Annotated in this window: 28 protein-coding genes and 8 pseudogenes; 7 read left to right on the top strand and 29 right to left on the bottom strand. The window is 60.4% G+C overall.

The annotated features are described in order from the left end of the window. Both NKJ93_RS26985 and NKJ93_RS26980 read left to right on the top strand, forming a co-directional pair. The coding region (locus NKJ93_RS26985) for a hypothetical protein (protein WP_352592195.1) at positions 1-352 on the top strand (352 nt) is incomplete at its 5' end. Beyond that, positions 349-702, top strand: coding sequence for a hypothetical protein (locus NKJ93_RS26980; protein ID WP_352496204.1), 354 nt, complete (start codon positions 349-351; stop codon positions 700-702). The genes NKJ93_RS26985 and NKJ93_RS26980, both read left to right, overlap by 4 nt. Positions 703-1,265: 563 nt before the next feature. Here NKJ93_RS26980 and NKJ93_RS26975 read toward each other — a convergent pair. Beyond that, complete coding sequence (locus NKJ93_RS26975) at positions 1,266-1,484, bottom strand: KTSC domain-containing protein (RefSeq protein ID WP_352496205.1); 219 nt, start codon at positions 1,482-1,484, stop codon at positions 1,266-1,268. A 531-nt stretch (positions 1,485-2,015) separates the two neighbouring features. Between NKJ93_RS26975 and NKJ93_RS26970 the strand changes: the two genes are divergently transcribed. Both NKJ93_RS26970 and NKJ93_RS26965 read left to right on the top strand, forming a co-directional pair. After that, a complete protein-coding gene (locus NKJ93_RS26970; RefSeq protein WP_352592192.1) occupies positions 2,016-2,525 on the top strand; it encodes a ferritin-like domain-containing protein in 510 nt (169 codons plus the stop codon). A 1,444-nt stretch (positions 2,526-3,969) separates the two neighbouring features. Beyond that, positions 3,970-4,608 (top strand): hypothetical protein, encoded by a 639-nt coding sequence (locus NKJ93_RS26965; RefSeq protein ID WP_352496206.1) that lies wholly within the window; start codon positions 3,970-3,972, stop codon positions 4,606-4,608. Between the two features lie 21 nt (positions 4,609-4,629). Here NKJ93_RS26965 and NKJ93_RS26960 read toward each other — a convergent pair whose 3' ends face one another. The 6 genes and pseudogenes from NKJ93_RS26960 to NKJ93_RS26935 all read right to left on the bottom strand — a co-directional run. Further along, positions 4,630-6,291, bottom strand: coding sequence for a DNA polymerase/3'-5' exonuclease PolX (locus NKJ93_RS26960; RefSeq protein WP_352592210.1), 1,662 nt, complete (start codon positions 6,289-6,291; stop codon positions 4,630-4,632). 103 nt (positions 6,292-6,394) lie between these two features. Continuing rightward, on the bottom strand, positions 6,395-8,293 hold the full coding sequence (gene ligD, locus NKJ93_RS26955) for a DNA ligase D (protein ID WP_352592189.1): 1,899 nt from the start codon (positions 8,291-8,293) through the stop codon (positions 6,395-6,397). A gap of 199 nt (positions 8,294-8,492) precedes the next feature. Continuing rightward, positions 8,493-8,894 carry an RES domain-containing protein gene (locus tag NKJ93_RS26950; RefSeq protein ID WP_352516130.1) on the bottom strand — a complete coding sequence of 134 codons (402 nt, stop codon included), beginning with the start codon at positions 8,892-8,894 and terminating at the stop codon, positions 8,493-8,495. Next, on the bottom strand, positions 8,839-9,525 hold the full coding sequence (locus tag NKJ93_RS26945; protein ID WP_352496210.1) for an XRE family transcriptional regulator: 687 nt from the start codon (positions 9,523-9,525) through the stop codon (positions 8,839-8,841). The genes NKJ93_RS26950 and NKJ93_RS26945 overlap by 56 nt, the downstream gene beginning before the upstream one ends. Before the next feature lie 90 nt (positions 9,526-9,615). Next, entirely contained in the window at positions 9,616-10,749 is a 1,134-nt protein-coding gene (locus NKJ93_RS26940; RefSeq protein WP_352592186.1) for an RHE_PE00001 family protein, read from the bottom strand. 320 nt (positions 10,750-11,069) lie between these two features. Continuing rightward, positions 11,070-11,211, bottom strand: a pseudogene (locus tag NKJ93_RS26935) (nucleotidyltransferase); the annotation flags it as partial. A gap of 469 nt (positions 11,212-11,680) precedes the next feature. Between NKJ93_RS26935 and NKJ93_RS26930 the strand changes: the two are divergent. Then, positions 11,681-11,930 (top strand): annotated as a pseudogene (locus tag NKJ93_RS26930) (RES domain-containing protein); the annotation flags it as partial. On the opposite strand, the pseudogene istA reads toward NKJ93_RS26930, so the two are convergent. The 7 genes and pseudogenes from istA to NKJ93_RS26895 all read right to left on the bottom strand — a co-directional run. Beyond that, positions 11,931-12,485 (bottom strand): annotated as a pseudogene (istA, locus tag NKJ93_RS26925) (IS21 family transposase); the annotation flags it as partial. 137 nt (positions 12,486-12,622) lie between these two features. Beyond that, a pseudogene (locus NKJ93_RS33685) lies at positions 12,623-12,835 on the bottom strand (integrase); the annotation flags it as partial. Between the two features lie 621 nt (positions 12,836-13,456). Then, complete coding sequence (locus NKJ93_RS26915; protein WP_352496211.1) at positions 13,457-13,702, bottom strand: DUF982 domain-containing protein; 246 nt, start codon at positions 13,700-13,702, stop codon at positions 13,457-13,459. An 8-nt stretch (positions 13,703-13,710) separates the two neighbouring features. Continuing rightward, positions 13,711-13,956 (bottom strand): DUF982 domain-containing protein, encoded by a 246-nt coding sequence (locus tag NKJ93_RS26910; RefSeq protein ID WP_352496234.1) that lies wholly within the window; start codon positions 13,954-13,956, stop codon positions 13,711-13,713. Between the two features lie 198 nt (positions 13,957-14,154). Next, positions 14,155-14,406 (bottom strand): DUF982 domain-containing protein, encoded by a 252-nt coding sequence (locus tag NKJ93_RS26905; RefSeq protein ID WP_352592183.1) that lies wholly within the window; start codon positions 14,404-14,406, stop codon positions 14,155-14,157. Positions 14,407-14,409: 3 nt separating this feature from the next. Beyond that, positions 14,410-14,586: a hypothetical protein gene (locus NKJ93_RS26900; RefSeq protein WP_352592180.1), complete on the bottom strand. Its 177-nt coding sequence runs from the start codon at positions 14,584-14,586 to the stop codon at positions 14,410-14,412. A 169-nt stretch (positions 14,587-14,755) separates the two neighbouring features. Then, positions 14,756-14,962, bottom strand: a pseudogene (locus tag NKJ93_RS26895) (hypothetical protein); the annotation flags it as partial. A gap of 66 nt (positions 14,963-15,028) precedes the next feature. On the opposite strand from NKJ93_RS26895, the pseudogene NKJ93_RS26890 reads away from it, so the two are divergent. Then, a pseudogene (locus tag NKJ93_RS26890) lies at positions 15,029-15,818 on the top strand (class I SAM-dependent methyltransferase). A gap of 352 nt (positions 15,819-16,170) precedes the next feature. Here the strand turns inward: NKJ93_RS26890 and NKJ93_RS26885 are convergent. The 15 genes and pseudogenes from NKJ93_RS26885 to NKJ93_RS26815 form a co-directional block, all read right to left on the bottom strand. After that, positions 16,171-16,674, bottom strand: a complete 504-nt coding sequence (locus tag NKJ93_RS26885) for a cupin domain-containing protein (protein ID WP_352592177.1) — start codon at positions 16,672-16,674, stop codon at positions 16,171-16,173. Between the two features lie 126 nt (positions 16,675-16,800). Further along, a complete protein-coding gene (locus NKJ93_RS26880; RefSeq protein WP_023722174.1) occupies positions 16,801-16,977 on the bottom strand; it encodes a hypothetical protein in 177 nt (58 codons plus the stop codon). A gap of 193 nt (positions 16,978-17,170) precedes the next feature. After that, positions 17,171-17,305 (bottom strand): YHYH domain-containing protein, encoded by a 135-nt coding sequence (locus tag NKJ93_RS26875; protein ID WP_156948257.1) that lies wholly within the window; start codon positions 17,303-17,305, stop codon positions 17,171-17,173. Positions 17,306-17,430: 125 nt separating this feature from the next. Then, positions 17,431-17,658, bottom strand: a complete 228-nt coding sequence (locus NKJ93_RS26870; RefSeq protein ID WP_023722175.1) for a hypothetical protein — start codon at positions 17,656-17,658, stop codon at positions 17,431-17,433. A gap of 443 nt (positions 17,659-18,101) precedes the next feature. Continuing rightward, positions 18,102-18,366 (bottom strand): annotated as a pseudogene (locus tag NKJ93_RS26865) (hypothetical protein); the annotation flags it as partial. A gap of 4 nt (positions 18,367-18,370) precedes the next feature. After that, positions 18,371-18,652, bottom strand: a complete 282-nt coding sequence (cutA, locus tag NKJ93_RS26860) for a divalent-cation tolerance protein CutA (protein WP_023722176.1) — start codon at positions 18,650-18,652, stop codon at positions 18,371-18,373. A gap of 75 nt (positions 18,653-18,727) precedes the next feature. Further along, positions 18,728-19,677 (bottom strand): annotated as a pseudogene (locus NKJ93_RS26855) (IS481 family transposase). 983 nt (positions 19,678-20,660) lie between these two features. After that, on the bottom strand, positions 20,661-20,870 hold the full coding sequence (locus NKJ93_RS26850) for a hypothetical protein (RefSeq protein WP_084643038.1): 210 nt from the start codon (positions 20,868-20,870) through the stop codon (positions 20,661-20,663). A gap of 271 nt (positions 20,871-21,141) precedes the next feature. Then, on the bottom strand, positions 21,142-21,990 hold the full coding sequence (gene nadE, locus NKJ93_RS26845) for an NAD(+) synthase (protein ID WP_352548619.1): 849 nt from the start codon (positions 21,988-21,990) through the stop codon (positions 21,142-21,144). Between the two features lie 20 nt (positions 21,991-22,010). Continuing rightward, positions 22,011-22,634: a cysteine hydrolase family protein gene (locus tag NKJ93_RS26840; RefSeq protein ID WP_352592174.1), complete on the bottom strand. Its 624-nt coding sequence runs from the start codon at positions 22,632-22,634 to the stop codon at positions 22,011-22,013. Continuing rightward, positions 22,631-22,942: a hypothetical protein gene (locus NKJ93_RS26835; protein ID WP_352592171.1), complete on the bottom strand. Its 312-nt coding sequence runs from the start codon at positions 22,940-22,942 to the stop codon at positions 22,631-22,633. The genes NKJ93_RS26840 and NKJ93_RS26835 overlap by 4 nt, the downstream gene beginning before the upstream one ends. Beyond that, positions 22,939-23,169: a hypothetical protein gene (locus NKJ93_RS26830; protein WP_023722182.1), complete on the bottom strand. Its 231-nt coding sequence runs from the start codon at positions 23,167-23,169 to the stop codon at positions 22,939-22,941. Before NKJ93_RS26830 ends, NKJ93_RS26835 begins: the two co-directional genes overlap by 4 nt. 16 nt (positions 23,170-23,185) lie before the next feature. Further along, the gene (gene xth, locus NKJ93_RS26825; RefSeq protein WP_352592167.1) at positions 23,186-23,962 is read right to left on the bottom strand and encodes an exodeoxyribonuclease III; all 777 of its coding nucleotides are present in this window, start codon (positions 23,960-23,962) and stop codon (positions 23,186-23,188) included. Between the two features lie 123 nt (positions 23,963-24,085). Beyond that, positions 24,086-24,268 carry a DUF3606 domain-containing protein gene (locus NKJ93_RS26820; protein WP_031195005.1) on the bottom strand — a complete coding sequence of 61 codons (183 nt, stop codon included), beginning with the start codon at positions 24,266-24,268 and terminating at the stop codon, positions 24,086-24,088. A gap of 131 nt (positions 24,269-24,399) precedes the next feature. Beyond that, positions 24,400-24,612 carry a hypothetical protein gene (locus NKJ93_RS26815; protein ID WP_352592164.1) on the bottom strand — a complete coding sequence of 71 codons (213 nt, stop codon included), beginning with the start codon at positions 24,610-24,612 and terminating at the stop codon, positions 24,400-24,402. 22 nt (positions 24,613-24,634) lie between these two features. On the opposite strand from NKJ93_RS26815, the gene NKJ93_RS26810 reads away from it, so the two are divergent. After that, positions 24,635-25,150 (top strand): hypothetical protein, encoded by a 516-nt coding sequence (locus NKJ93_RS26810; protein WP_352592161.1) that lies wholly within the window; start codon positions 24,635-24,637, stop codon positions 25,148-25,150. The last annotated feature ends 281 nt before the right edge of the window (positions 25,151-25,431 follow it).

Raw genomic sequence — 25,431 nt, 5'->3', positions numbered from 1 at the left:
TGACCTCGCCTTTCAGGTCGATTTGCTGGCCTCGGTTCACCTTGATGTGGTCGATGATGGAATGTGGGAAGTCGTAACCTGGGATCGAGACGCTTACGCGGTCCTCTGTTATCCGCCTTCGAACCGTGGCAGTAATCGACACCTGGTCACCAATGCCTATTCTCCGAGCCATGCCATGGATTCTGGTGCGGGCAGTGTCTTCTTCAAGAGACTTCTAGTATACGCCGGCCATCCTAAGGCTGACCTACGACCAGAGTTACAAAAGTTGAACTTCATCGGGGAACACTCCTTCTGTCTGCCTGTTCGATTTGCCAGGCGCATCCCGCGCATTCAGACAGGAGAAGGAAGATGAAACGCATCCTTTTGGCTTCGGCCGTCCTGGCGCTGTCGGCCGGGCTTTCCTTTGCCCAGACGACCAGCGGAACTTCGAGCGGAACCTCGACGAGCGGAACCTCGACCACGACAACCATGCCCAGTACGACGGGTCAGGGCACCGGCACGACGAGCAGCGGGACCAACATGTCCGGCGATCAGGGCACCGACACGACCACCACCAGCGGCACCACAAATCCGAACTCGGCCAGAGACTGCGCGCCCGGCCAGCAGACTGGCAGCGCTCAGCAGGCTGCGCCAGGTCAGCAGGACACGACCGCCAACACCGCCGCGCCAGGCCAGGTGAAAAAGACGGACGAAGGTTGCTGATTGGCACATCGGCACAGGTTGGAATCACCAGCGTGTGGCTGGCCAGTCTCCCCCGACCACCGCGTGAACCAACTCGGCTGGCGAGCAAGTTGCCGCCAGCCGAGCATCAGTCTATGAACCTTTGCGCTTGCTTGTGCTTTCAGTGGGGCACGCCTCGCTTCTGTTTGCTTTCGGTCAGATAGATACGCGATCGCCTCTACTCTAGCGCTGAACAGACCTGATGGCGCGCTGATCCACAGACATTCGCCAAAAGCCCGCGTCTCTGGATTGAGGAGACGCGGGCCGGATCGGAGTCAGCCGATCGTGCAGCAATATCGTATGGAGGATGTACTGCGTGCACCGAACCTTGCCCGCACCCCGGTGTTCCACCTGGAGCGCAAAAAATCCCGCCGCACACTGCCAGGGCGGCGGGACCGATCAAGCGCCTTTGCACCAGGCAGGGACTTCGGGGGTGGGCTTTGCGAGGTGCGCGCGGACCGAAAGCGAACTTAGGGCAACAGCGGCGACGCGTCCACCAACCGCCGGTTGGAGCGACAGGACGATTGAGACACCGGCAGGTCAGGTCATCCCGGGTCGCTATGGGTCGCAACCAGATGGTAGCGGAAATTGTTGCGGATATGGTCGTTGAAATAGCGGCCCTTGGCGAATGCCGCCCGGAAAGCGGCAAAAGTTTCCGGCGGTACCCCCTCAAACTCGCACCGCTTACCGCTGGCCACGAACCAGACCGAGAGGATTCTTCTGTCGGGATCGTATTCCGTTTTGCGTATCGATATGGAGGGCATGACGGCGGCTCGATTCGAAAAGCAATCAACGAGCGGAGAGGCCGTCGCGTTCCTTGCGAACGTGATGGTGCGGTGAGGCACGAGGCTCAATGCGGAGCGCCAGCGGCCGCGATCAGCGCCTCCTCAAGAAACCGCTTCAGCTTCGCCGAGCGCTGGGAGTTTCATCTGCTTGCCGTTCTTACTTGCCCGGGACGACAGACGGCGGTCGCGGTATGCCATGCGGGGCGCTTCAATACGTCGCCGCGTGGGATGGCGAGGAGGCGGGCCAGTGCCAGTTGGACCTTGTAATGGAACGCGCAGCGGCGAGCAGGTGTGGTTGATCGGCGCGTCTCGCGTTCCATGGCCCGTTTTCCTTGCGCCGATCTTCCGCCATCTTGGCCTTCACCCGCATTGCTGAGGATCTTCGTGAGGTGAATTGAGATCCGCTACGTCGCTGATCCTCTGGGACTGTCAAGGGCCGCTCGGCGGGCTTTGCTCCGGAACAATGTCTTCTTCCGAAAGTTTTTCCTTAAGTAGCAAAGGAGATTCGAAATGTCAGAAAGTCGGGAATGGTTTGTCCAATGGCTTAGAGACGCTCATGCCATGGAAGAGCAGGCAGAGACGATGTTGAACGGGCAGTTGAGTCGTATCGAGAATTATCCCGATCTGAGCGACCGAATCCGACAGCACCTCGACGAGACTAAGCAGCAGGCTGCCCGGCTGAAGACTTGTCTCGATCAGATGGACGAGGGTTCATCCACGATGAAGGATGCTGGCGGCAAGCTGACGGCGATGGCGCAATCGCTGAGCGGCGTCTTCGCTGGAGACGAGGTGATGAAAGGATCGCTGGCGAGCTACACGTTCGAGCACATGGAAATCGCCTCCTACACGATCCTGATTGCCGCTGCTCGATCGCTCGGCGAAACCGAGGTTCTTCGGGCTTGCGAAGAGAACCTGCGAGAGGAAGTCGCGATGGCGGATTGGCTGAAAACCCATCTTGCCTCAACGACCGAGCAGTTCCTTGCGCGGGCCGAAGCGGACAGCGACAGCGCCAAGCGGTGATCGGTGGGAACGTAGCGATCTTGAAGTGAGGGATCGGCGCGGAAGCTGGTTAACACCGGCTCCGATGTCGACGAGCGAGCTCCGCGGCTTGGAACTGAATAGGAGCGGCGGCGGACGGCAACGATCGAGGATGCCCATCGATCATTGCCGCCAAGGGAACATAGCGAAAATTGCTTGTAGGCGTTGCCGTAGCATCAAAGCGCGCTCGATACCTGCTTCCGGCGTCGGCATTCTTCGAATTTACCGGAACGACGTACCTGAAGGCGAAAGATCGATTTCAGCTCCACGCTCCTCGTTTGTGGCCATCGCCGGACCGAGAGGAAGTCCGCCGCTCCGCTAACACGTGGCTGGACGGGGCGCGCCAAGGTCATCGCTGACTGTCAAACCATTTCTGCAGAATTTGACGCACACAATACCGATCCGAGGCCAACTGGGAGTGCATACCAGCTTGGAACTGTGCGGAACCGTACGAAGTCGATTGCAAACAACCAACCTGGTTGGCCGGGCATTAATTTAGCAAAGCGTCAATTAGGGAAAGCATCGGGAGGAAGACCATGCTGCACGTTAACATGCCTCGCGAATTTGAGGTTGGCGATGAGGTTTCACTAGCAGGTACCGTCATCACGATTCTCCCCAGCGGGCGCGCCAGGGTGAGCATTCCCTCGTATGACCATCCTTATACGATTGATCCGCCACCCAAAAGTCCGGGCCGGAGACCGAGTGGTTCTTGTTGGGGACGTCACCCGCATCGATCGCGGAGCAAACAAACTCACTGTGCGGATTGACTGCGGCGGGGTGATCACGGTCGACAAGTCGGCGATCACTCGGCTGAGAAAGCACCGCCGGACTTCAGCGGGTTGACACTACGGCGATACAACGGCCACGCTTGTCGGCGTAGGGAAGATGCAAGCGCACTTTGAACAGCCCAAGGGCGCGGCGCTGTCCAGCCGGATAATGGGCGGACGAACGGATAAGCCGGAGTTCGACGGCTAGCAAGTCCGATATGCGCCTATCGCGACCCCGCTTCACCTGCCGTCCAGCCGTTCGCGCATTCGCGATCGTCGCTCTCAACAGGCGGCGCGCCCGGCCAGGACGTCTCGCATGGGCGCGCTGTCGAAGGAGGCGCCCAGCAACATTTCGGGTGAAGGCCGCGGGCATCCGATCGATCGTAACCTTTCTCTGCAATGATCGCCTTGTCGCCGGCGATGGGCCTCCGGCTCTTACGTATTATGGAGATCACATGTTGGTCCCGGCACCCACAAGGAAGCCCGGAACGGGTGAAGTACAATTGTCGGTAAGCGCAAGGCGACGACAATCAGCGGCCCCGCTAACAATCGTGGTTGCGCCTTTGGGCATCATGGTTCAGACCGCTGGCGGATTAGAACTCTGCTGGCTTTGCGATCGGCTCATCGCTGCCGACAATCGGTGAGCTATATAAAGGGGCATGTCCACACGCCGAAAAATCAATGCAACAGCGAAACTGATTGGAGAGTGGCCTTTAACCCCGGCTGCAACGCTTGGATCGTCCGTCAGAGCGAGGGGTATTTTCCTTGAAATACGCGCCCGCCTTCCAACGGAGTTCAGGAAACTGCTCCATATCGAGTCCCGCGTGCTTACCCTGCGCCTGTCTGAGGGCACCGAGAATGATGTGCAGGTGGTATTCGGGATCGTATCCAATGCACTGCAGAATATCGAAGACCTGCCCGTAATCCCCCGTGAAATCGAGGACATTCTGACGATCTCGACGGCCGAACGGCACCGCTGGCTGAAAGATGGTCGCTTGCAGAGCGCCGGGACGAAAACGGTGAAACTCCGCGGGCGGGCAAGGAACATCACCTTTCACGTGTTCGACCCGCAGCACGTGGAGGATGTGCTTGACCGCGACCTGGTTACGGTCTGGCGCGAACAGGACGCAGCGACAGCTGCAGAGAATAGGCGGCGAGCCGCGGGGAAGGCCGCTATGAAACGTGCTCAAAGAAGCGGCCGCGGAACTGCAGCTTCAGTTGGCTATGGCCCCGATGAGAACTCGCACTCCAGTTTGCGCGGCTGGGAAGATTTTGAGAATGACGGACTCCTGCGCTGATAGGCCGGGCGCACAAGCAGGTTAGGACGTTTGCCTGCGCCGTGCGAGATGCGCAAGGAGGGCCGTCAAACGCATCGCGTTCAGGACCCGCTTCGCAGGGACACCGCCCTTGCGCGCCATCTCGACCCCCCAATGCATGTGGTCGAGCTCGCGGATCGAGTGAGCGTCCGGATTGATGCTGAAGATGCAGCCCTGATCGAGTGCCTTTTGATGCCAGCGCCAGTCGAGGTCGAGTCGCCAAGGATGTGCGTTGATTTCGACAGCGACGCCGTGTTTTGCACACGCTTTGAGGACTTTGTCGACGTCGAGATCATAACCGGGCCGGCGCAACAGCTGGCGACCGGTCATGTGCCCGAGGATTGTCGTCCGAGGATTTCCGATCGCCTCAATGATACGCTCCGTCTGTTCCTTCTTGGGCAACTTGAAGCGGCTGTGCACGCTCGCGACGACGAAATCGAACTGCTCCAAGATATGATTCGGGTAATCGAGCGAGCCATCCGCCAGGATGTCCGCCTCGATGCCCTTCAGTATGCGAAATTTTCCATTGTATGCCTTGTTCAGCCGGTCAGCTTCGCGGTGCTGTTCAGCAATCTCCTGCAACGAAAGGCCGCCTGCGTAGTGAGCGGACTGCGAATGATCGGCGACACCATAGTATTCGAAACCGCGCTTGCGCGTGGCTTCAGCCATTGCCTCAAGCGTTTCGGTGCCATCGGATGCGGTCGTGTGAGAATGCAGGATGCCATGCAGATCTTCATCCCGAATGAGGGCGGGTAGCTTCTGCTTTGCCGCTCGCTCAATCTCGTCCCTGCCTTCGCGCAATTCAGGTTCGATAAACTGCAAGTCTAGAGCTTGGTAGATTTCTTCTTCTGTCGCTGACGCGATCAGCTTTCTCCCGCGATGAAGCCCGTCGGCATTTAGGGTGAACCCCTTGTCGGCCGCGAACGTCTTCAGTTGCTCGAGGTGGTCTGCCGAACCGGTTGCCTCGAGCATGCGCGCGCCAAAGTGCTTCCTGTCCGTGACAACAAGCCTCAGGGTCGTATCCTCGATTCCAGTCGATTTTCTGGCCTGCGCTACCAGGGCGAAATCGGAAACGAGCTCGCAACCGCGCCGGAAGTCGCCTGCAATTTCGACGCGCGAAAACTCTGGATGCTCTTGCTTCACTGATATGACCGCATGTTCGAGAAGAGCGGCGGCCTTGTGCAGGTGAAGTTGCGTTTCGCCGCTTCGCACGATGGCCAGGTTCTGCAGGAGCTTTGTCTGAAGCGCGGCGCCGAGGCCTTTGACTGGGCGTATGCGGTCTTCTCTTGCTGCGGCCTCGAGCTCCGCCAGCGAGTTCACGCCGAGCGCCTGATGAAGCTTCAGTATCTTATCGGGACGAAGCCCGGGTATGGCAAACAGCTCCATCACGCCCGCTGGAACATCCTCGCGCAGCTTCTCAAGGCTTGGGTGCGTGCCGGTTTGGTAAAGCTTGGTCACGATGTCTGCGATCGCTTCACCGATCCCCGGGATCTTGGTGAGGGCGCCGGCGGCGATGATCCGATCAAGCGGCTGCGACAGCGCCGTCAGACTGTCTGCCGCGCGCAAGTACGCCTTTATGCGATAGGGATTGTCGCCGCGCATAGACGCCCGTTGTGCGTATTCCCTCAAAAGACTGGCGACGGTCCTCGGATTGATTTTTGCCATGGCTTCAGCCAAACGGAGGCCGATCTCCGCAGGTTCCAATCAGGCAAGGCCATGAGCGCCGCGTTGCCCTTTAAATCCCGGCTTTACTGCCTCTTCACGTACGCTACAGATTGGGCAAGGATTGGTCAGCGCGACCCCATCCAGCCAGAGCTTTGGAGGCTGCGCGTTTCTTTAATTCAGGAGCATCGCCCACGTGGAAATGAGAGGGCGCATCTATTGTCTTCATCTCCGCCCACGTGATCGGTGCCGCGACAGGAGCGCCCGGACGTGATCTCGCGCTGTAGGGCATGATCGCGGTCGCCCCGCGCTGATTGCGTAGATAGTCCACAAAGATGCGACCCTTGCGGCGCGTCTTTGACAACACGGCCGTGAAATGGGCCGGATCGCTCCGGGCGACCGCCTGCGCCAGGCGAGACGCAAAGTCCTTCACCTCTGGCCACTCGGCGCCAGGGGTGAGCGGCGCGATGACGTGCACTCCTTTGCCTCCCGTCAACATCGGGAAAGTCGTAAGCCCCAGCGATTTAAGGATAGCGCGGAACTGAAAGGCAGCGGCGCGGACGGCCTCAAAATCGAGGCCTTCATCGGGGTCGAGGTCGAAAACGAGGCGGTCAGCCTTTTCGACATCCTCGATCCGAGCCCCCCATCCATGCAGCTCGATCGTTCCCATCTGGACGCAAGTCATCAGTCCGTCGGCATCGTCGACATAGAGATATGGTTCCTCGTGCCCGTCCTTCTCCGTGATGCCGACGTGGTGGACTTTGTCGCCAAAGCTGCCGGCGTCGTGTTTTTGGAAGAAGCACTTCTTCGCGCGGCCCTGTGGGCATCGAACCAGACTGATCGGCCGGCTGCCAACCCAAGGAAGCATGATCGCCGCGACCGCTGCGTAATGGTCGGCGAGCTGTCCCTTGGTGATGTTGGACTCCGGATAGATGACGCGGTCACGGTTACTTATCGCGATGGCGGTTGTCGCAGACGCGGCGAGATCGGCTGCATGACGTTCAGTCTCGAGCACGACCGCCTCCGGCTTCTTGTCTTCGCGGAGACCAAGATAGCTCGGATGTCGTAACGTCCCTTCATTTGTCATTTCGGTGAAGGCAATCTCAGCGACCAGTTTCGGACGGAGCCAGTGTGCGCCGCGCACTTCGGCGCGTGGTGCGTCGACGGTGGCGGCCTTCTGCTCAAGCGGCGCCATGATCTTCAAGAGACGAAGAAGTTCAGCGGTATCGAAGCCGGTGCCGACTTTCCCGGCGTAACGCAGCTTGCCGCGGTCATGAACGCCAAGGATCAAGGACCGAAACGCGCGGACCTTGTCGGACGGCGTCCAGCCGACAATCACAAATTCCTGCCGCCTGATGCATTTGATCTTCAGCCAGCTTGCGCCGCGGGCCGCCACATAACTCGAATCCGCGAGCTTTGAGATGACGCCCTCAAGGCCGGCTGCGCAGAAGCGATCGAGCAGCTCTTCTCCGCGGCCGAGGATATGGTCGGAGTAACGAAGGACGGGATCTTTCGCAGGCAAGATCGCCTCCAGCTTCGCCTTGCGCTCAACAAGAGGAAGCCTTGTCAGATCTTCGCCGTCGAGCTGCAGCAGATCGAACGCATAAAAGTCGATAGTCGCCGGGGCACCCTTCAATGCATTTTGAAGCGCTTGGAAGTTAGATCTTCCTTCCGCATCGACAACCGCGGCCTCGCCGTCAATCAGGGCGGAGCGCACCTTGAGCTTGCGAGCCTCGGAGAGGATCGAGGGAAAACGGCTAGACCAGTCCAGGCCAGATCGTGTGTAGGCTCGCGCCTCGCCACCGCCGACGGCAACGAGAATACGGTAGCCGTCGTATTTCATCTCATGGATCCAACGATCGCCGGCAGGGACCGTGTCCACGAGCGTTGCGAGCTGGACCGGCCGGAAAGCGGGCGGCGCTAAAGTGAGCTCGTCACGAGCGGGCGACTTCGCTTGACTAGCGCTCGACGCATTGATTGCCTTACGCGACGTTGGCTTGACCACTCTGACCTAAACCATACTCAGAGACGAAACAGCGTTATCCGCCGTCCAACGCGCGACTACTTCTTTAGTTTCGCTTCCGACCGTGTTGAGCTTTTCGCGATCATTGCCGACCCGCTTGATTAGCGCCTCGGACTGAGGCCGTGCTTCCTGCCTCCGGCCCTTCCATTCCCGATTTTCGCGCACAGCTCACAGGCGATAATCAAGAGCAGGAACGTGCCCTCAACGCCGCCACAGCGATATCCGCATAGCGCCGTCGGGTCAGCTCCACCTCCTCTATTGGAAGATCGTCAAGGATTCCTTCGCGGCGGTCGCGGAGCACGGTCTCTAGGAAGCACACCTTCAAGGAGTCACCGAGGTAAAGAACGCCAAAACCGGTTGGCGTAAAGACGGCGTCGAGGATCGCTGAACCGGCTCGGCGACTTCCCGTACCCCAATGGATCAGGATAGGTGCTCCAGTAGATCCGACCGAACGTCCGACCCCGCGGTATGGTCTCGATTTCGAGCTTTGCGGCTGCGAAATCGGGTGGAGGTGGAACGCCGGGCATTCAGTCGAAATCGCCCCTGGCCATGCCTTCCGCCGCGGCCAACACCGAGGCGTCATCACCTTGCTGAAGGGCTCGAAGGCCCGTCCGCCCATCGAGGGTGCCATGGCGCGACGCCAGAAACCGATAGACGGCCCAGGCACTGTTGCCCAACATGGCATGCAGCGCCGGCAATGCGCCGAAGGGACGACCGTCCTTGTCGAGTTGCCAGACAGGAAAGCGGAAACCGCGTTTGGCGCCATCGATCCCGAGCACCTGCCCGCTTTGCCGCTTGGCGTTGACCGTCACCCGCGATGTGCCGAGCAGCTTGGCAAAGGCATCCGCGCTCAGCATGCCCTCGCCGGCGACAATTTCGGCAACACGCTTGCGGCCACGCGCGCGCGCTCCGGCAAGAGCCGCCTCAAGTTCGGCATCGGGCATGCCCGTGTCCTCGACGGGAAAGGTGTCGTCTGAAGCGATCGGTTGCTCTTCGACTGGCGTGATCGTCTGCGCATCAGCCGCCGGATCGACCTCTACCCGGAACGATACGCGGTGGCCGATCTTCCGGCTGCGTGCGATCGCTTCCTGATAGCGTTCGAGCAATACCTTCTTGAAGTCTGCCTGTGCCGGAAGCTTTGTGGTGAAGCTCAGGGTGGCGACTCCCGCATGCGACGCGGACCCGCTATGATTGCTTGGTTTTGGAGCGGCCATGAAGAACCTCCTGCTGTCACCAATATGGTTACAGATCGCAAGTTCGTCAAGTTGGATAACTTCGTAAGGGAGAGAACCTTGCGTTGCGGACTACACAATTCCCCACGCTCGAAACCTTCCTCTGCCCGTCATCTCGCGCAGCCCGAGCTCGCCGACCAGATTGAGCGCCCCCTGTTTTGTCACTTTTAGCCGCTCCTGGATCATGCCTGCCGAGACGAGTGGCCGCGACAGCACGAGTTCGACCTCGGACAGTTTGGAGCTGGTGCGGCGGTCGCGGAGTTTTCGCTCCATCTGGCCTTTTGCCAGCACCAGCCGATCGTGTTCCTTCAGGCCGACCAGCGCGGCGTCGTGGATAGCATAAAGGCAGGCCAGCAACCGGTCCGACCGGTTGCGCGCCCGCCGCCGCTCGCGCGGGATGTTTTTGGCACCGAGATGCAAGCAGGCCAGATGGTTGGCGGCAAGGCCTTCCTGCCGCAGCAGCGCGGCAACAAGCAGCGGCCCGAGCCAAACTCCATGCTGAAGCACCTCGATGTCCGACCAGGCTTCGAGCAGGATCGCCGCGCGCAACACCGCCGGCAACTCCCGCGTTTCCGCGATAACGTCCTGCCATTCGGCCAGCCGTTCTTCTTCATTCCAGTCAAGATCGTAGATCAGGCCGTTTTGCGGCTCCGGCCGGTGACGAAGTGACATCTCCTCTCTTCGAGCAGGCACGTCGGCGCCGCTCAGAATCTTCGACGAGCGTGCCAGGACAGCATCGATCTCGGCAAACTCCTCAGCCAGAAGCTCGTCCTCAATATCGTCCCGAACATCGGCTTCAACGACGCTGTTTCCACCCCCCTGCCCTTCCCGGTTTTTTTGTTCCGCCTCCGACATGGCGCCACCCCGGCCGGTCAGGGCCAAAAAACCGTCACGGCTGAGCGCCCAGTCCGGCTTCTGCGAAAAAATTCGCCGGCGGGTTCGCAGCACAGCATGGGCCCGGGTGAGCTCATGGGTCGGCGTCCGAATGTCCATATGGGCGTCGTGCAGGACCAGGTCCTCAAGATGGGCGAGCTCGCCCTCGATCCACAGCGCGGCGGCTGCGTCGGCGAAGTGCTGGCGCTCGACAAAACCGTCGCGGACGGGGGAACGCGCCAGTCGCTCATCAAGCCGCGCCAAAGCCTCGGTCGCCTTCGCGACGGGCGCGATGAGGGTGTCGAGGGACAAAAGACCGATGTCGTAAGCCATTGTTTTCATGATGCCTGATTCGCGTTAGTCAAGCTATCCGGCTGTTAAGTTGACTTGCAGGGGATTTTCTCTGGCGGCTGTTTCACTATCGATAATGACCTCTTATCGATACTTAATCGTTACACTCAGGCAGCCCAGTTCCAAGTTCGTTTGCTTTCTCCCTCCGAGCCCACGATGCGGCGATCCCTTCGCAGGTCAGAAGCAGCAACTGGTATACTGCTCGTTGCGCAAGCTCCGGCAAACTCGCAACCCGGGCGCCCCGCGGCGTGGTCGTTGCGCAGTTAAGATCATAGACGACCGCGCGACTTCCCCCTCGCGTGCTAGGCACCTGCGGCTTCCTTCATGCGCGCCAGATGCTCCACGGCAGATCTGTTCAGCGCACTTGTGCAGTGCCGTCCGTTCTCCCAGCCAGACGAGCGCTTCCTCACTGATCCAGTAATGTTTGGAATAGCGGGCCTTAACACAGTGAAGACGGTTGACGAGGAAAGCGAAACCGACGGGTGCGCGTAGGCCGTCTTCCATGATCGCGGAATTACCTGAATCACCAAGTTCGGTACTATCCACCGCGGCGGACCCCAACCCGCCCGGCCGGCGCCTATTCAGGCAAACTACCCCAACGCCCCCCCCAGCGGCGCCGGCCACCTTCCCCGCTAGGCGAGCGCTTCAGTTCCTCGGCAGCTTGTGGATCTCCAACCTGACCGGGCCGCCTCTGTCACAGCTCGTACAGAACAGGGCCCTTTCGACCGTGCTGAACAGCGCATCTTTGCCATAGCGCCGGACCAGGCCAGCGGCCTTCACCTCGGCATGATGTGAGCAGTTTTTGCACCAGGCGCGCAGCGTGTGCCATTCGCGCAGATCGCCAAGCGATACGAAAGCGCCACTTCGACATTGCCCCTGATGGCATTGGAGGGGCACATCCGATGCGCCGCCGATACAAGCGATCTATGCGCGACATCCGCTGTCGGGCCGCGGCGCCGAGGACGATTCGATCCAAAGGGCGTACCAGCGCTCTATTCTTCGCTATCGGGGGTGACGGCGCTGAGGGAAGCCAATCAGGCGGCAGCCTTCAGCCGACCACCCTGCTTGCCTATGACGCCGAGATTGAGGGCATATTTGATAGCCGGGATGAGGACGCCCTGAAAGCTGAAGGGATGGATCCCGCCGCCCTTGCCCACATGACTTGCAAAGGCCCTGTCATGGGCGTCGAACACCATCTCCTGCGTCTCGCGCGGATAGGCCCTGACGAACATCATGCGGCTGTGGCAGAGCCGGACATGGGCGACCTTCACGGTCACCGTCACGCCGTTGATCAGGACGATCTCGTGGCTCCAGTCGAACTGGTAGGCCTCGCCCGGCGCGAAGAACAGCGGCACATAGGCGTCCGCCGTCGCCGACCCCTGCGCCTTCGCCCAGCTCTTCGCGTAGCGGCGGACGGCGTCATAGCCACCGTCGTAGCCGAGACTGCAAAGCTCTTCGTAAATCCGGATCAGTGTCAGTTGCTCGCGCGCCGCCTTGCCACGGTTGCCATTCAAAAACCCGTCGAGCTGATCCTGCCACGGACCGATCTTCGGCTTGGGCTGCCGGTCGCGTTCGTAGGAGAACGATGTCTCATTGGATCTGAGAATCTTGCGGACGGTGTTCCGCGACACAGGCAACTCGCGGCAAATCCGCTTGAGCGACCATCCCTTCACATGGAAGGCGCGCCGAACCCGGGCAATCGTATCCACCGACTTCATCCCCACACCATCCGCTCGCCACGACGAGCCGATGGTCGCAAATCAAAGCATCAGGGGGGGGGCAAAATTGGACGCCGATTCCCCGGCTTATGGGGTCAATTTTGCACGCCGATTCTCAGCTAAAGTCTTCGACTGTCCCCCCCATGCCGCTCAAGCCCTGCGAGCAGGCTCGCTCGGGCGTCAGCCATAAACTCAAATTGAACGGGACGACCTGTCTTCTGCTGAAACACTATCGCGCGAGTCCGAATTTCGGGACCTGCGACTAACGTGCCGATCCTAAGCTTCACAAGATCACAGCCACGCAGCTTGCTGTCGATGGCTAGATCAAAAAGTGCGCGATCACGCAGCCGAGGGGCACAGGGACACGGGAGACCCCTTCCTGATGCTTAGCCAGTATGACGGATAAAGTCGCGTTGCCGTGAGCGCATCTCAGCGAGCAAGGCCGCTTCGTCAGTCATTCCGTCTTGGAACAATTGCAATAGCGTAGACGCGATTATCTCAGCGTCGCCCGAGCTTGCATCGTGGTTGCCGTCTGCGCATATCTCGTCGAACACTCGTTGGAGTAGCGCAAGATCATTCGGATAAAATGCGCTTGTGCCGACGTAACGCTTAAACATCTCACCTCACGAGGCGAGAGTACGACACCCTCTCAATCGCCGGCTGCCTAACAGTTGGCTGGCGACTTCATGACTGTAGGCTAACGCACCGAAATAGCGAATCTATTCGCCAACGTTTCGCACGAACATCCCCTCCTCCTTAGCAGCAGCCCCGAAGGCCTTACGGGCCTCCTCCGGAGTCGCCCGATCCTCGACGGCGCGTCGATGTATAGTTGTGCAGCCTTCCGCCACTTAGGTCCCATCTTGGTCCACTTCAGGAGTTCCTCGGCGGCACCCTCGACATTGTTAGACCCGTAGGTCGGTCGGTCTTGACGTACACTGGAGGGGAGAACCAATGGGTTGCCACGACACCTCCTACTCAGGGGAGAGATACATCTTGGCCTCCTTTGCGGCAGCCTCAAAGGCCTTTCGCACCACCTGAGGGTCAATCGAATCGCCCTCCAGATCTGACAGGCACAGCGTCACCGCCTTATGCCAGCAGGGTCCTCTCCGGGTCCACGTTTTGAGCTGCTCAAGGGCTGCCCTCGCATTGTTGCAGCCATGCCTGACACCGGTTTCAGTCTTCACGAACACCGGAGGGACGAACCAATGGGTTGCCATGATACCTCCTACTCAGGGGAGAGATACACGTTGGCCTCCTTGGCAGCCGCCTCGAAGGCTTCACGGACCTCTTGGGGGGAGGATTTGCCCTCGAATGCATCGACGCAGGATTGGACAGCCTTGGTCCACCTCGGGCCCTTTGTGTCCCACGCCATGAGTTCCTCGGCGGCTCCCTCGACGTGGCTGACCCCATGGCGAATGCCTGGACGTTTCGTCTTCACGTAGACCGGTGGAGAGAACCAGAAGGGACCCATGAGGATGAACTTAGAGCGGCAAGAGGCTGCTGACCAACCCAGTTGCAGCCTCCGCTGATAAGGGAACAACGCAGGCCCTCGCGGGTTTAGAACTCGCAGCGGTCGATTCTTCGTGGATGCACCCGCTGTCGGGCCCGTCGCTTTTCTCACGGGCGGCGGGCCCTCGTGGCTAGAGACTGACTTTGCAATCGAATTTAGCTATTTGCCGTTGGGGGGAAGTAACGTCCCCTCCTCCTTAGCGGCAGCCAGGAATGCCTTACGGGCCTCCTCAGCTCCCATCTCGTCGAATATCACGGCCATGCAAACGCGCACCGCGAGGTCCCAGCAAGGGCCACGCTTGGTCCACTTCATCAGCTCCTCGCCGGCTGTCTCGGCGTTGTTGACGTTGCGAATGATCCCGGTACGCTGTGTCTTGACGGGGACCGGAGGGTTGAACCAGTGGGGGGCCATACGTCACTCTTTGTCGGCCCTATCAAGTTCCTCCAGCAAATACCTTTGCTCAGCCGGCAGCTCCCGTTCTACAGGCAGATTTAGCATGTTGCGAAGGTAATTGCGGATTACCTCTGAGGTGATCCACCGCCGCACAACTTCGGCAATAACCTTCTGTTTGGCTTTATCGATTTCAGCCATGTTCGGGCCTGCATGCTTAAAAGGACCGAACTGCACCTCGAGCGGATTTGTTCCTTAAGGGGGCCAGAATGTTTGAGACAAAAATCTGGGCGGGTGATCGGATAACTGGCTCGCGCGAGGCCCCCCGCGCGCCCTGCGTTTCCCACTGGCGAGGCCCTAACAATCCCCGTCAGAGAAGTTGGAACCGCCAAGCTGCTGCCGTTTCGTCCGCGACGCCATCCACCATTACATGACCGATGCCCCGCGAGCAGCGCTCGATCCGCGCCTCGACGCGGTACACATCACGCAAGAGCGCCGGCGTGACGACATCTTCCGGCGTGCCGCAGGCGAACATCCGGCCCTCGGCGATAACGATGCATTTGTCGGCGAACCGGAGGTGTAATCAAGAATTATCTTTCAGAGCAATTCCAACGTACCGCTTTGGGGGAGAGCATTTCGGGTGATGACGGCTCACGCAAACTATTCGCTGCGCGACGAAATTCGGGACCATTGGTCCGATCGCGCCGAGACCTTCGACCTGCAGGTCGGTCACGAGATTTTTTCCGAGCAGGAGCGCGCCGCATGGGATGCGCTCATAAGCAAACACCTCGGACCCTGCGTCGGACGGGTGGCGTTGGATCTCGCCTGTGGGACGGGCGTGATTTCGCATCTGATTCACGATCTGGGGTTTGTGGTGGCGGGCCTCGACCTGCTCAGAAGCCATGCTCGCCAAGGCACGCGCCAAGGCACAAAACCGCGGCGCCGGTATACGCTTCATCATAGGGGACGCCGAGCGGACGCTCGAGGACAAGGCGAGCTACGATGTCATCGCCACTCGTCACCTAGTCTGGACGCTGGTGGAGCCAAAGGCCGCGTTTGCCGAATGGTTCTCGCTGCTGAAGCCCGGCGGCAAGCTGCTGGTCATCGACGGCGATTTTGTCAGCCGCAACTGGGCGACGAGTTTGCGGGAACTTTGGGAGAAGCTCACAACCGGCAAGTCGCGGGTCGTGGACAATGACCTCGCCTCCATGGCCAGACGCCACCAGAGCATTCTTGCCGGTGTCTATTTCTCGGGCGGCGCACGGGCGGAAGAGATAGGGCGCCTGCTGGCCGAAGCCGGGTTCGATCAGCCCGTCGTCGTCTGAAAACTGGTTGCGATCCATCACGCCCAAGCTCAACAGATGAGTTGGCCCAAGGCGCTCGAACGCGCCACCCAGCACCGCTTCGCGATCTGCGCGACAAAGCCAAAGTAAACTCCTCGGCGCTGCCGGCGTCGGTCGCTCTAGTCAGGGTGGAACTTTAGGGATTTCTAATAATTGCCTGTGACCATTAGGCACGCTCCCTCCACTGCCCGCTGCAGATCGGGCCGCAACCCGATCGGGCCCGCGCTCTCCGCCAGAGGCGCGGGCTTCTTGGTTGCCTCGCGCTTTGCTAGCGTGTGGTGAAAGCAGGCTTCGCTACTGAAGCGTGAACTGCGGGACGCGAAGTTGGCCTCAAGCCGTTTCGTGAGCATTACGATGCCATCGGCCAACTGCATCTTGACGTAAAGCGGGCGCTGAACCTGCTCAACGAACGAACATTCGCGCCACCCCGCGAAATTTCGCCTCAGTCGAACTTGGCCGGCGACGAGAACGGCCGGTCGGCGTCTAGCACGAAGATGGCCAGCTCATCGAGATCGGTTGTGCCGGCGCTGAACACTTCTATCGGCGTGTCGGCCCCGTGTCCGGTCATGGTTGTGCCGGCTTCGGCATAGGTCACGCCGTAGGGCGTTCTCTGGCCGAGCTTGCCGGCCAGCACGTAGAAGGCCTCCGGTCCCGGATGTGTATGGATTTGCGACTTGGCGCCGGGCGCTCCACCGGCGCGGTTGACGCGCAGCAAATGCTCGCTCGCGCTGATCGGAGGAAGGGGCCCGATCTCGACGACCTTGGTTCCGTCGGGCGTGGAGCCATCCTTCGGTCCGAGCGTGAACAGCCAGACCTTGCCTGCGACCTCCGCCGCAAGCGAGGTCGGGCTTGCAGCGCCCTGGGCCTGCGCAAGCGTCGGGAAACTCTCCAGCCGCCAGTCATTGGCCGTGTGAAGCATCTGCGCGGCGAGGACGACTTGCGGCACGCGTCGTTGCAGGATTTCAGGGACGAAGGAACTACGGAATGAGCACCCGCGGTACGAACTTCTTGCACAAAAGGCTGAGCACGGCCTGCCTGAGAGCCATCTGCCTGCACAAAAGGTAGCATTGTCTTAGCTCCAGATGAACGTGAGGAAGAAACCGGCAATAGCAATTGCCGAGATGACATTGGGCCACCATACGGCATCGTGGGCCGGTTTGGCTGGCTTGTACCTGTGCCCCGTGCGGGGCAGCAGGTCCGGATCGTAGCGCACGTGGCGCTTGGGGTCGTATTTGATTGGCCGTTTCATCGCGGGCCTTGACCACCAGCAAGCTTAAGAGGAGGCGCTGTGCTGGCTGACCAAAAACTTGCGCTCAAGGCAACGGAATAGCATCATTCGAACGAACACTGTTCGTCACGACGAGGAGGGAAGTGAATGCTGTCGGCGGCGCTTTCAAAGCTCTTCCGCAACAGATAGGCGGGTCATTCAGAGGGCCGCATAGTCAGTGGCAGTGGTAGTCGCCTGTCTTGTGGTTCTTGTGACAACCATTGCTGTCGGTGCCGCCGCTGTGTGCATAGGCGCTGGTCGCAAAAGCCAAGGTCAAAGCCGCCAATACGGCCAGAATTGCACATTTCATTTTAGCCCTCCCTCAATTAATCTGCACCAAAGTATCTTTGCAGGAGAGGTCCAAGCAACTTGCCGGAGGCGCGCTAGATCGGGGGCCGGCGCCAAGATCGAAGAGATCACGCCGAAGGTGAAGAGCTAGCCGGTCAGCTTAGTGAAGTCGTGGCGGCGCGCGCGAACATGTGCCAGCAAATTCGTTTCATTGACGACCCCGGATTGAAAGAGAGTCAGCGTCGTCGAGGCCAGAATCTGACCGTCTATCGAGGTGCTGTACCATTTAGCGTCGGCGGTTATTTGGTCGACCACCCGCTGGCAGATCGCCCGATCTTCAGGTCTCAGGAACTGGCTTTGCGGTGCTCGTAGCATCTCGACGCCTTTAAAAAGGGGAGTTACTGTGCCTCCCACGCGACACCCATGCTGGTCGCAGACAATGGACCGTAAACGCATTCAGACGGAAAATTGCCATTCATTTGAGCGGTGCAAGCAAGGTCTTAGCGCTTCGCCCTAACGGGGACGGCCCAGCGGCTTGGTTGCGGGGGGACTGGCAGCTGGAGGCCGCTGGGCCTGACCAGCGAGCCTTCGGGGGTGCTCGCCTGGCTGGCGAATACATGCGCTCAAGCTAATGGAATCGAAACATGCGAACGAAGTACGTGGTGGAAATTCCGCTGTGTATAGCCATAAGGTGCCCCGGAATGGGTCAATGCGTCTGGCACCGCACTTGCAAGGTCAGTATGGGGGAATGGGGCGGAGGCCCGTCGCTTCGCAAATGTAGCGGCGGGTCTTCTGCATAGAGGTCCCGTACCAGCCTGCGCACTGCCGTCCGTCTCGCTTTCCTCATCGATCGCCCGGACCGGCAGATAGGCGTTGGTTTCCAGCACGATCTGAATGCGGTCGGATCTACTAATTTTCATTTCAGCCGCGATGGAGTTGAGAGCGTCCTCCGTTGCGGGCGCCGGAGACGTTTCTAAGCATTAATGCGGCGCGGCGCAGGATGACCTGCAGATCCGCGCGTGAGATGTCCGCGATGCGGTCGGCGGCGCTTTCAAGCTCTTCAGCGATAGATTGGCGGGGCATTCGACTAGCGCTGTTCAAGTTCGCTGACTCTAATCTCCAACGCTGCAATCTGCTGCGCCAACTCGCGGAGCAATTCCTGCTGACTATTATGGTTCTCGACCTCTCTGTCGTTAATGTAGTTGACACAGGCGGCCAAGCGCTCGCTGACGCCATTGAAATGGTCAGCTAAATCGCGCGCGATTCTGCTCGCACCTTGCATGCATGTGCTCTTGTCAAAGAGGCTGCTTCCTGCCGGAACTGCGGACAGAACCAGAATTGCCAAAGAGAATATCACCCGACTGCGCATCCCAAATCTCCCGCCTTCATTTCGCGCGAGACTTTCCCTTCCGAAAGAAAAACGCAAGCTCCGCCCGCCGGTGACCTAAGGGTTTAGTCCCGGCATTTGATGGAGAGGATCGAGCCTGAATCGTTTTGGCTCTTTTGTCCAGATTTTGCAGATGAATTCGTATGGTGTGAGTCCCTTCAGGGTCTTTAGCCTGCGTCCGAAGTTGTAGGCGCTGACGAAGTCTGCGAGATGGGCTTCGAGCTGCTGGTGACTGTCCTAGTGGAAGCGTCTGACGGTGGCTTCCTTGATGGTTCGGTTCATCCTTTCGACCTGTCCGTTGGTCCAGGGATGCTTCACCTTGGTCGTGCGATGCTCGATGCCGCTGTCCCGGCAGGTGCGCCCGAAGATGTGCTCCATGGCGGTGCGGTCCTGCTCGCGGTTTTTGAACTGGATACCGTTGTCGGTGAGGATCGTGTGGATTTTGTAGGGAACCGCCGGGGTGAGATGGCGCAGGAACTCGGCCGCGATCATTTTTGTGGCCCGCTTGTGCAGCTCGACATAGGCGAACTTGCTGGTCCGATCGATGGCCACGAAGAGGTACAGCTTGCCTTCGGCCGTCTGCACCTCGGCGATGTCGACGTGGAAATAGCCGATCGGATAGGTCTTGAACTTGATCTTGGCCGGCTTGTCGCCTTCGACTTCCGGCAGGCGACTGATCCCATGTCGCTGCAGGCAGCGATGCAGGGATGAACGCGTCAGGGTCGGAATCGTTGGCTGCAGTGCGTAGAGGCAATCATCGAGCGGCAGCAAGGTGTGCCGCCGGAAGGCGACGATCATTGCCTCTTCCTCGATCGTAAGCACCGTCGAGGAGGGGTTCCTCGGCCCCGTCGGCACATCGGCGACCGACGTCCGCCCCTTCCACTTGATGACCGTCTTCTGGTTGATCCCGTAGCGCTTCGCCAGCGCTCTCAGGCTCTCTTGACTATTTTGATTGCTCGACGGACTGCCTCTGTCGTCGTGGCGCTGCCGTGAAGAACCTGGCCCATAGTGCCTCCTTCGATTCGGAAGAAAAGAATGCACCATCAAAGCTCGGGATCAAACACTTAGGCCACCTTAAAGGCGACCACCCGCTGCCGGCCCTCTCCCGGGCTTTCAAGGGGGTGAGGCATGGTCAGCATCGTAGCTATACGCCCACTCGCATTTCCGGCAATTCCCGCTTCTTGAAATGGCAAAAGGACTTCGCTCCTTTCGACAAACCTGTGCTTCGCTACAAAGTATCGCGCATAGGCGAAGCGCGTCATGGATCGCGGTGTGCACGTTGCGGCTAGCAGCAGCGTCGCCGACCCCATCAGGGCCAGCAGCTTCAAATGGCTGCATGAACAGGCACCCAACCAATGCGCCAGAACAACGAATTGCCTCTTTCAACGGGAGCCATCCACAGAACACATCGCCAGTGAGCACGCTATAGGTCGCGGTCGCCAACGGCCTTATGGCTCGCATTGGTTGATTGGACCAGACGCCAACAGGTTGCCGGACCCTTCAAGCGCCATGCCTGATCTGACCGAACCCGCAAGTGTCAGGATGCTGTGAGCCAATCGCGGAGAGTGGTGGCACTTGCCGTAAGCTTCCTCTTCTGAATGAGAGTACACGCTGCTGACATGACCGGCGATGCAGTGTCAGAAACCCGCAAACTCGGCTGCCTTCCTTCTGAAGGCGGCCGGCGCCTCTGGGGGCGTGGGGTAAGAACGCTTGGCGGCGCCGGCCTGGCGGGTTGGGGTCCGCCACGTGAATAGTAGCGAGCTTGGCGTTTCAGGTAATTCCGCGATCGCGGAAGACGCGTCTACGCGTCCCCATCCGTTTTCGTCGATCTCCCGCCTTGGCAGCTAGGCGTTAGTTTCCAGCCACTCGCGCAGCACGATCGTAATGAGACCCGATCCGCCGATTTCCATTTCGGCCGCTATGCACTACAAAGCGCCGCCCCCCGCAGGGGCGCGCTTGACGATAGCAGGACGAAGTGACTGGCGTTGATTCAATAACCGCGCGGTTTGGCCTTCGGCTCTGGCGAGCTTTCCGACGGGTTTGCAGCCAATTTTGCAGATCGCCGATCTTTTACCCACAGCGACTTTCTTCTTGCCAGTAAATCGTGGCGATCGCCTTCAGCGGTCGCTCGGCTATGCGTCGCAGCAATGGCATAGTCGGCTCTGTTGGTTCGATAGTCCTCTTCTTTTTGCACAGTCATCGTTTGCTCCCAGTTCGTGGCCCCTCTTTTGCCCTACCGGGGAAATTAACTGCCGGTGCATTCCGCGAGTCAATCGATTAAATAATGCACTCTGCAGTCGCGCCTACATCTCATTGTTTTCGATGATGCCGGCTAGCCGTCGGGCAGTTTGGGCGCGGGCGAAGGGGGACGTCTTGAGCCTCGCGCAGGCCCTACCATTCTCGCGTGGAATGGCTCTGGCTCGGCTTCGCGGTGGCTGCGGCGAGCACGTCGGCCGTGTATCGTGAGGCAGTTATTGGCGATGCGGCAATGGCGAATTAGTCATGGCAATGGCTGTGACCGGAAGCGCTCGCTTATGCGCTGTGCTGGAATGCACATGAAGTATGCGCGTGCGCGCCGCTTCGTCGATCTCTCGGCCTTCGAGGAAGTCGTCGATCTGATCGTACGAGACACCATATGCATCTTCGTCCGGCCGAAGCGGAACGAGGTTCTCCAGATCGGCGGTCGGGATCTTGTCAACAAGTTCACACGGAGCGCCCAGATGCGCTGCCAAAGCGCGAACCCTGCGCTTGTTCAACCCGGAAAGCGGAAGAATGTCGGCGGCACCATCGCCGAACTTGGTGAAGAAGCCCATCAATGCCTCAGCCGCATGGTCGGTGCCGATGACCAGCCCTCGGGTGGCGCCGGCGAGCGCGAACTGGGCGATCATGCGCTGACGCGCCTTAATGTTGCCAAGCAAGAAATCCTCGCGGCCGGCATCGCCGAGCTCGACACTGGCCAGCTTGATCGAATCCAGCATCGCGTCGGCAGCCGGCTTGATGTCGACCCGGTGCACTTCATCCGCTCCTATGGTGTCCAAAGCTCGCTGGGCGTCCTTCTCGTCCGCCTGAGTGCCGTACGGGAGACGAACCGCCACGAATCTTGCCTCGTATCCCGCCTTTCGCAGTTCCTCGACGGCCCGTTGAGCCAGAAGGGCCGCGGCGAGTGAATCCACTCCGCCGCTGATCCCCAGCACATACGCACTGAGGCCCGATGCACGAAGATAGGTGACGAGAAAGTCCACGCGCCGGCGCGCTTCCAGCGCGACATCGAAACTCGGAGTGACGCCCAACCCGTCGATGATCATTTCCTGTTCCGTCATGCGCAGTGGTGCTCCTGATGTCACAACATTCCGTCCAGCCGCGCGGCCAGGAGGTCGGCGGTGGTCACCGTCTCGACCTGCATGCCGTAGCGGCTCTCATAGATCGCGAGCATGGCATCGTGGGTCGAGTCAGCTCCGGAACATACCGCATCAGCCACGATGACCACCCGGTAGCCGAGATCGATCGCCCCCATCACAGTGGCGAGCACGCAAACCTCCGTCTCCGCGCCTGACACGATGAGTGAATCAATGCCCGCAGACCGCAGGCGAGCATGCAGTGACCCGTGCCAAGCGGACATGACGGGTTTGTCCTCCAGCAAAGCGGGCGGCACGAACCGCGCCAGTTCCGGAACAAGATCAATCAGCTGAGGATCGAGCCGATCGCGGGTCATCGTCCCCCACTTGTGATAGTACCGCCGCCAGGCGCCGACTGCGTCGTCGGGAGATTGAGGGGGAATAAACCGGGTGAAGATCGTCCGCGCCGGATCAAGTTCGACGAGGGCGACGACATTGGGCAATACACGCTCCATCCACGGCGTGTGCCATTCAGTCGCCTCGGCAAACATCCGTTGCATGTCGACGCAGAGGTGAACCCAGCGCTCACGAAGCGGTCCAAACCGCAGGGCTCGGTCCAATTTCGTCAAGGCCCGACCGCCTCCCTGACAATGCTCTGCGCCTCGGACTTGTCCTGATGACCCACGATCTTCGCTTCCTTGCCTTCGGCGACTTGGCAGCCGACGAAGTAGTCCTCGATATTCTTGAGCTTGTTCAGTGGCATGTAGGCGAACTCATATGGTGGATGCTCCTGGTGCAGCAGGAGCGGTGCCGCCAGGCGGTTGTTGCGTTTGGCGGTTCCCCGCTCGACACATCCGCCGCGATTCCTCCGAGGACGCGGCACCGCAGCAGTGAGCCCATCGGAAGATTGGGATCCGTAAGCAGCGACATTTTTCATTGGATCACCTTCGTCAGCTTGCGTCGAACCGAGAAGCCGAACGAAAAAGGCAACGCGAAACCCAAAGTGAGCAGTTTCTTGGCTCGCAACATCCTGGTCTCAGCATCGTGGGCGTTCTGCGTCCGGCCTTCTTGGGGCGTCTCAACCGCAAAGCTGTAGCCGCCGGCCGCGTAGAGAGAGATATTGTCGATTGACTCGTTCATTTCGGGATAATCCGGTTCGACCATCCGTGTTCCTCGTGGTTCAATTGAGCTCGATCCAGGCCGGCGCATGGTCGCTTGGCTTCTCCCACCCGCGAAGCTCGACATCCACGCCGGCATTACGCAGCCGGTCGGAAAGAGAGGGGCTCACCAGGAGATGGTCCATGCGCAGGCCGGAACTCCGATCGAAGCCGCCCCGGTAGGAGAAATTCCAATAGGTGTAGATGCCCTTCTCCGGATGGATGCGCCGGACGGCATCGATCCAGCCACCTCTGAGCATTTTGGCATAGGCCTGCCGGCTCTCCGGGAAATAGACCGCATCGCCCAGCCATCGCCTCGGCACCACGGCGTCGATTGGGGTTGGAACGACATTATAGTCGCCGCAGAGAACGCTTGGTGCCCCGTCGTCGAGCAAATGCTGGCCGTAGCTGATGAGACGATCGAACCAGCGCAGCTTGTAGTCGAACTTTGGGCCAGGCGCTGGATTGCCATTGGGCAGGTAGAGGCAGCCTACGACTATCCCATCTACCTCGGCCTCGATATAGCGGCTGTGGGTATCGTCTGGATCGCCCGGTAGGCCGCGTCGACGTTCCACCGGCTCGATTCGGCGAGCGAGGATTGCCACACCGTTATAGGATTTCTGGCCGTGCCAGATGGCGCCGTAACCCGCCTCTCTGATCGCATCGACAGGGAACTTGTCGTCCGACGTCTTCAATTCCTGCAGGCAAATGATGTCGTAGTCGGTTTCGCCCAACCACTTCAGGAGCACAGGCAGCCGGCCGTTGACGCCGTTCACATTGAAGGTGGCGATGCGGGTCATGTGCATGCCCCCTCATGAGATACTGGCGGCGACCGGCGCGCAGGGGGGCGTGGCCTATCCCGTTGCGCTGAACCCCCAGCTCTTGGTATCGCCAACTTCGCCGGCATCCTGTGCGGCCGAGGTTCACTTCTTGCCCAGCTCGTCTTCGACCTTCTTGCGACTGTTGCCGAGCGACTTCACCGCCGATTTGACGTCAGCTTTGCTGGCGCCGGTTTTGCCCGCCTCGTACTTCATTTCATGATCCTGCCCACCAGCGACCCTGGCACGGTCCTGATTGCGTCCACGTGTTGTTCCAGTGCTTGCCATTTCTTCCTCCGAGGATTGCCGTTCCAGTCCCAACAACGCAGCCGGACTCTTCCGGTTCAATCCTTCGACGCGCGGGCCATGGAACCGAATCCAGGCCGGGTTTGTTGAATCAGCCCATGTATTCGAGGCCCTCAGTCGACCAGGCGCTCACCGACGACGCCCCCGAGCTCGCCGCCAGCCTGCACGACTTGGCCGACCAGCTGCACACCCCCTGCCCGCCAGCCTGAGCGACCGCGTCGTGCGGCGCAGGCCACCGACCTCGGCCGGGTCGCCAGGGATACCTGGCGCGGCGCCGCCACCGGCGACGCGACAATCCCCGCTGGCCTGGCTGGCGCCCTGGTCACCGATGCATCCGGCATCGGCGACGTGCGCGACCTGATCCACGAAGGCTGCGCCTATCTCGACGGCGCCGCCTATGACCCGGTCATCCTCGGCCTCGCCGCCGTCGGGCTCACCATCGCGGTCGTCACGGTGACCATCCTCGGCGCCACCACGCCGGCACGCGTCGGGGCCACGGTTCTCAAGGCCGCCAGCAAGGGCGGCCGGCTGTCGAAGCCGCTGCGCGGCGAATTGGTGCGGCTCGCCGGCGACGCCGTCGATGGCGAGGCGCTGCGCGCCACGGTGACTCTCGCCAGGGCCGGCGATCTCGCCGCCGCCTGCGCCACGCTTACGGGCGTGCTGCGCCCTGCCCCGTTGGCCACCCTGCGCACAGCCGCCGCCGACCTCCTCGGCATCGTCGCCAAGGCGCAAGGCTACCGCGCCACGGCGGATGTTCTGAAGCTGTGGACATCCGCGGCGGACATGGGCCGGTTCACGCGCCTGTCGGCGCGGTTCGGCAGGGGTTCCGGGGCCTCCTCGCCGTGCTCGGCGCCTCGGCGCTGACGCTCGCCGGCCTGACCGTCACGCTCACCAGTTAGCTGGCTGGCCTCGGCCGTGCTGTGGGCCCTGCTCTACTTCAGCTGGCGGCTCCTGCGCCGGCTGGGGCGGTGAGCTACCCCGTGGGGGCTGTCTGCCTGGCTGTCTGCCCCCACACCCCCGAGGATATTGTAGGACGGTTAGGATCCTGTTTTCGGAGGTGTCATGGCGCGGAGACGGGCTGGCAGGCGGGCGATCAGCTCGCCGATCGGCACGCCCGGCCGGGGGTCGCTAAGACTGGCACGCTG

It is taken from the genome of Mesorhizobium sp. M0028 (genome assembly GCF_040323855.1).
Classification (GTDB): Bacteria; Pseudomonadota; Alphaproteobacteria; order Rhizobiales; family Rhizobiaceae; genus Mesorhizobium.
This window is presented reverse-complemented; position numbering and strand designations above follow the sequence as displayed.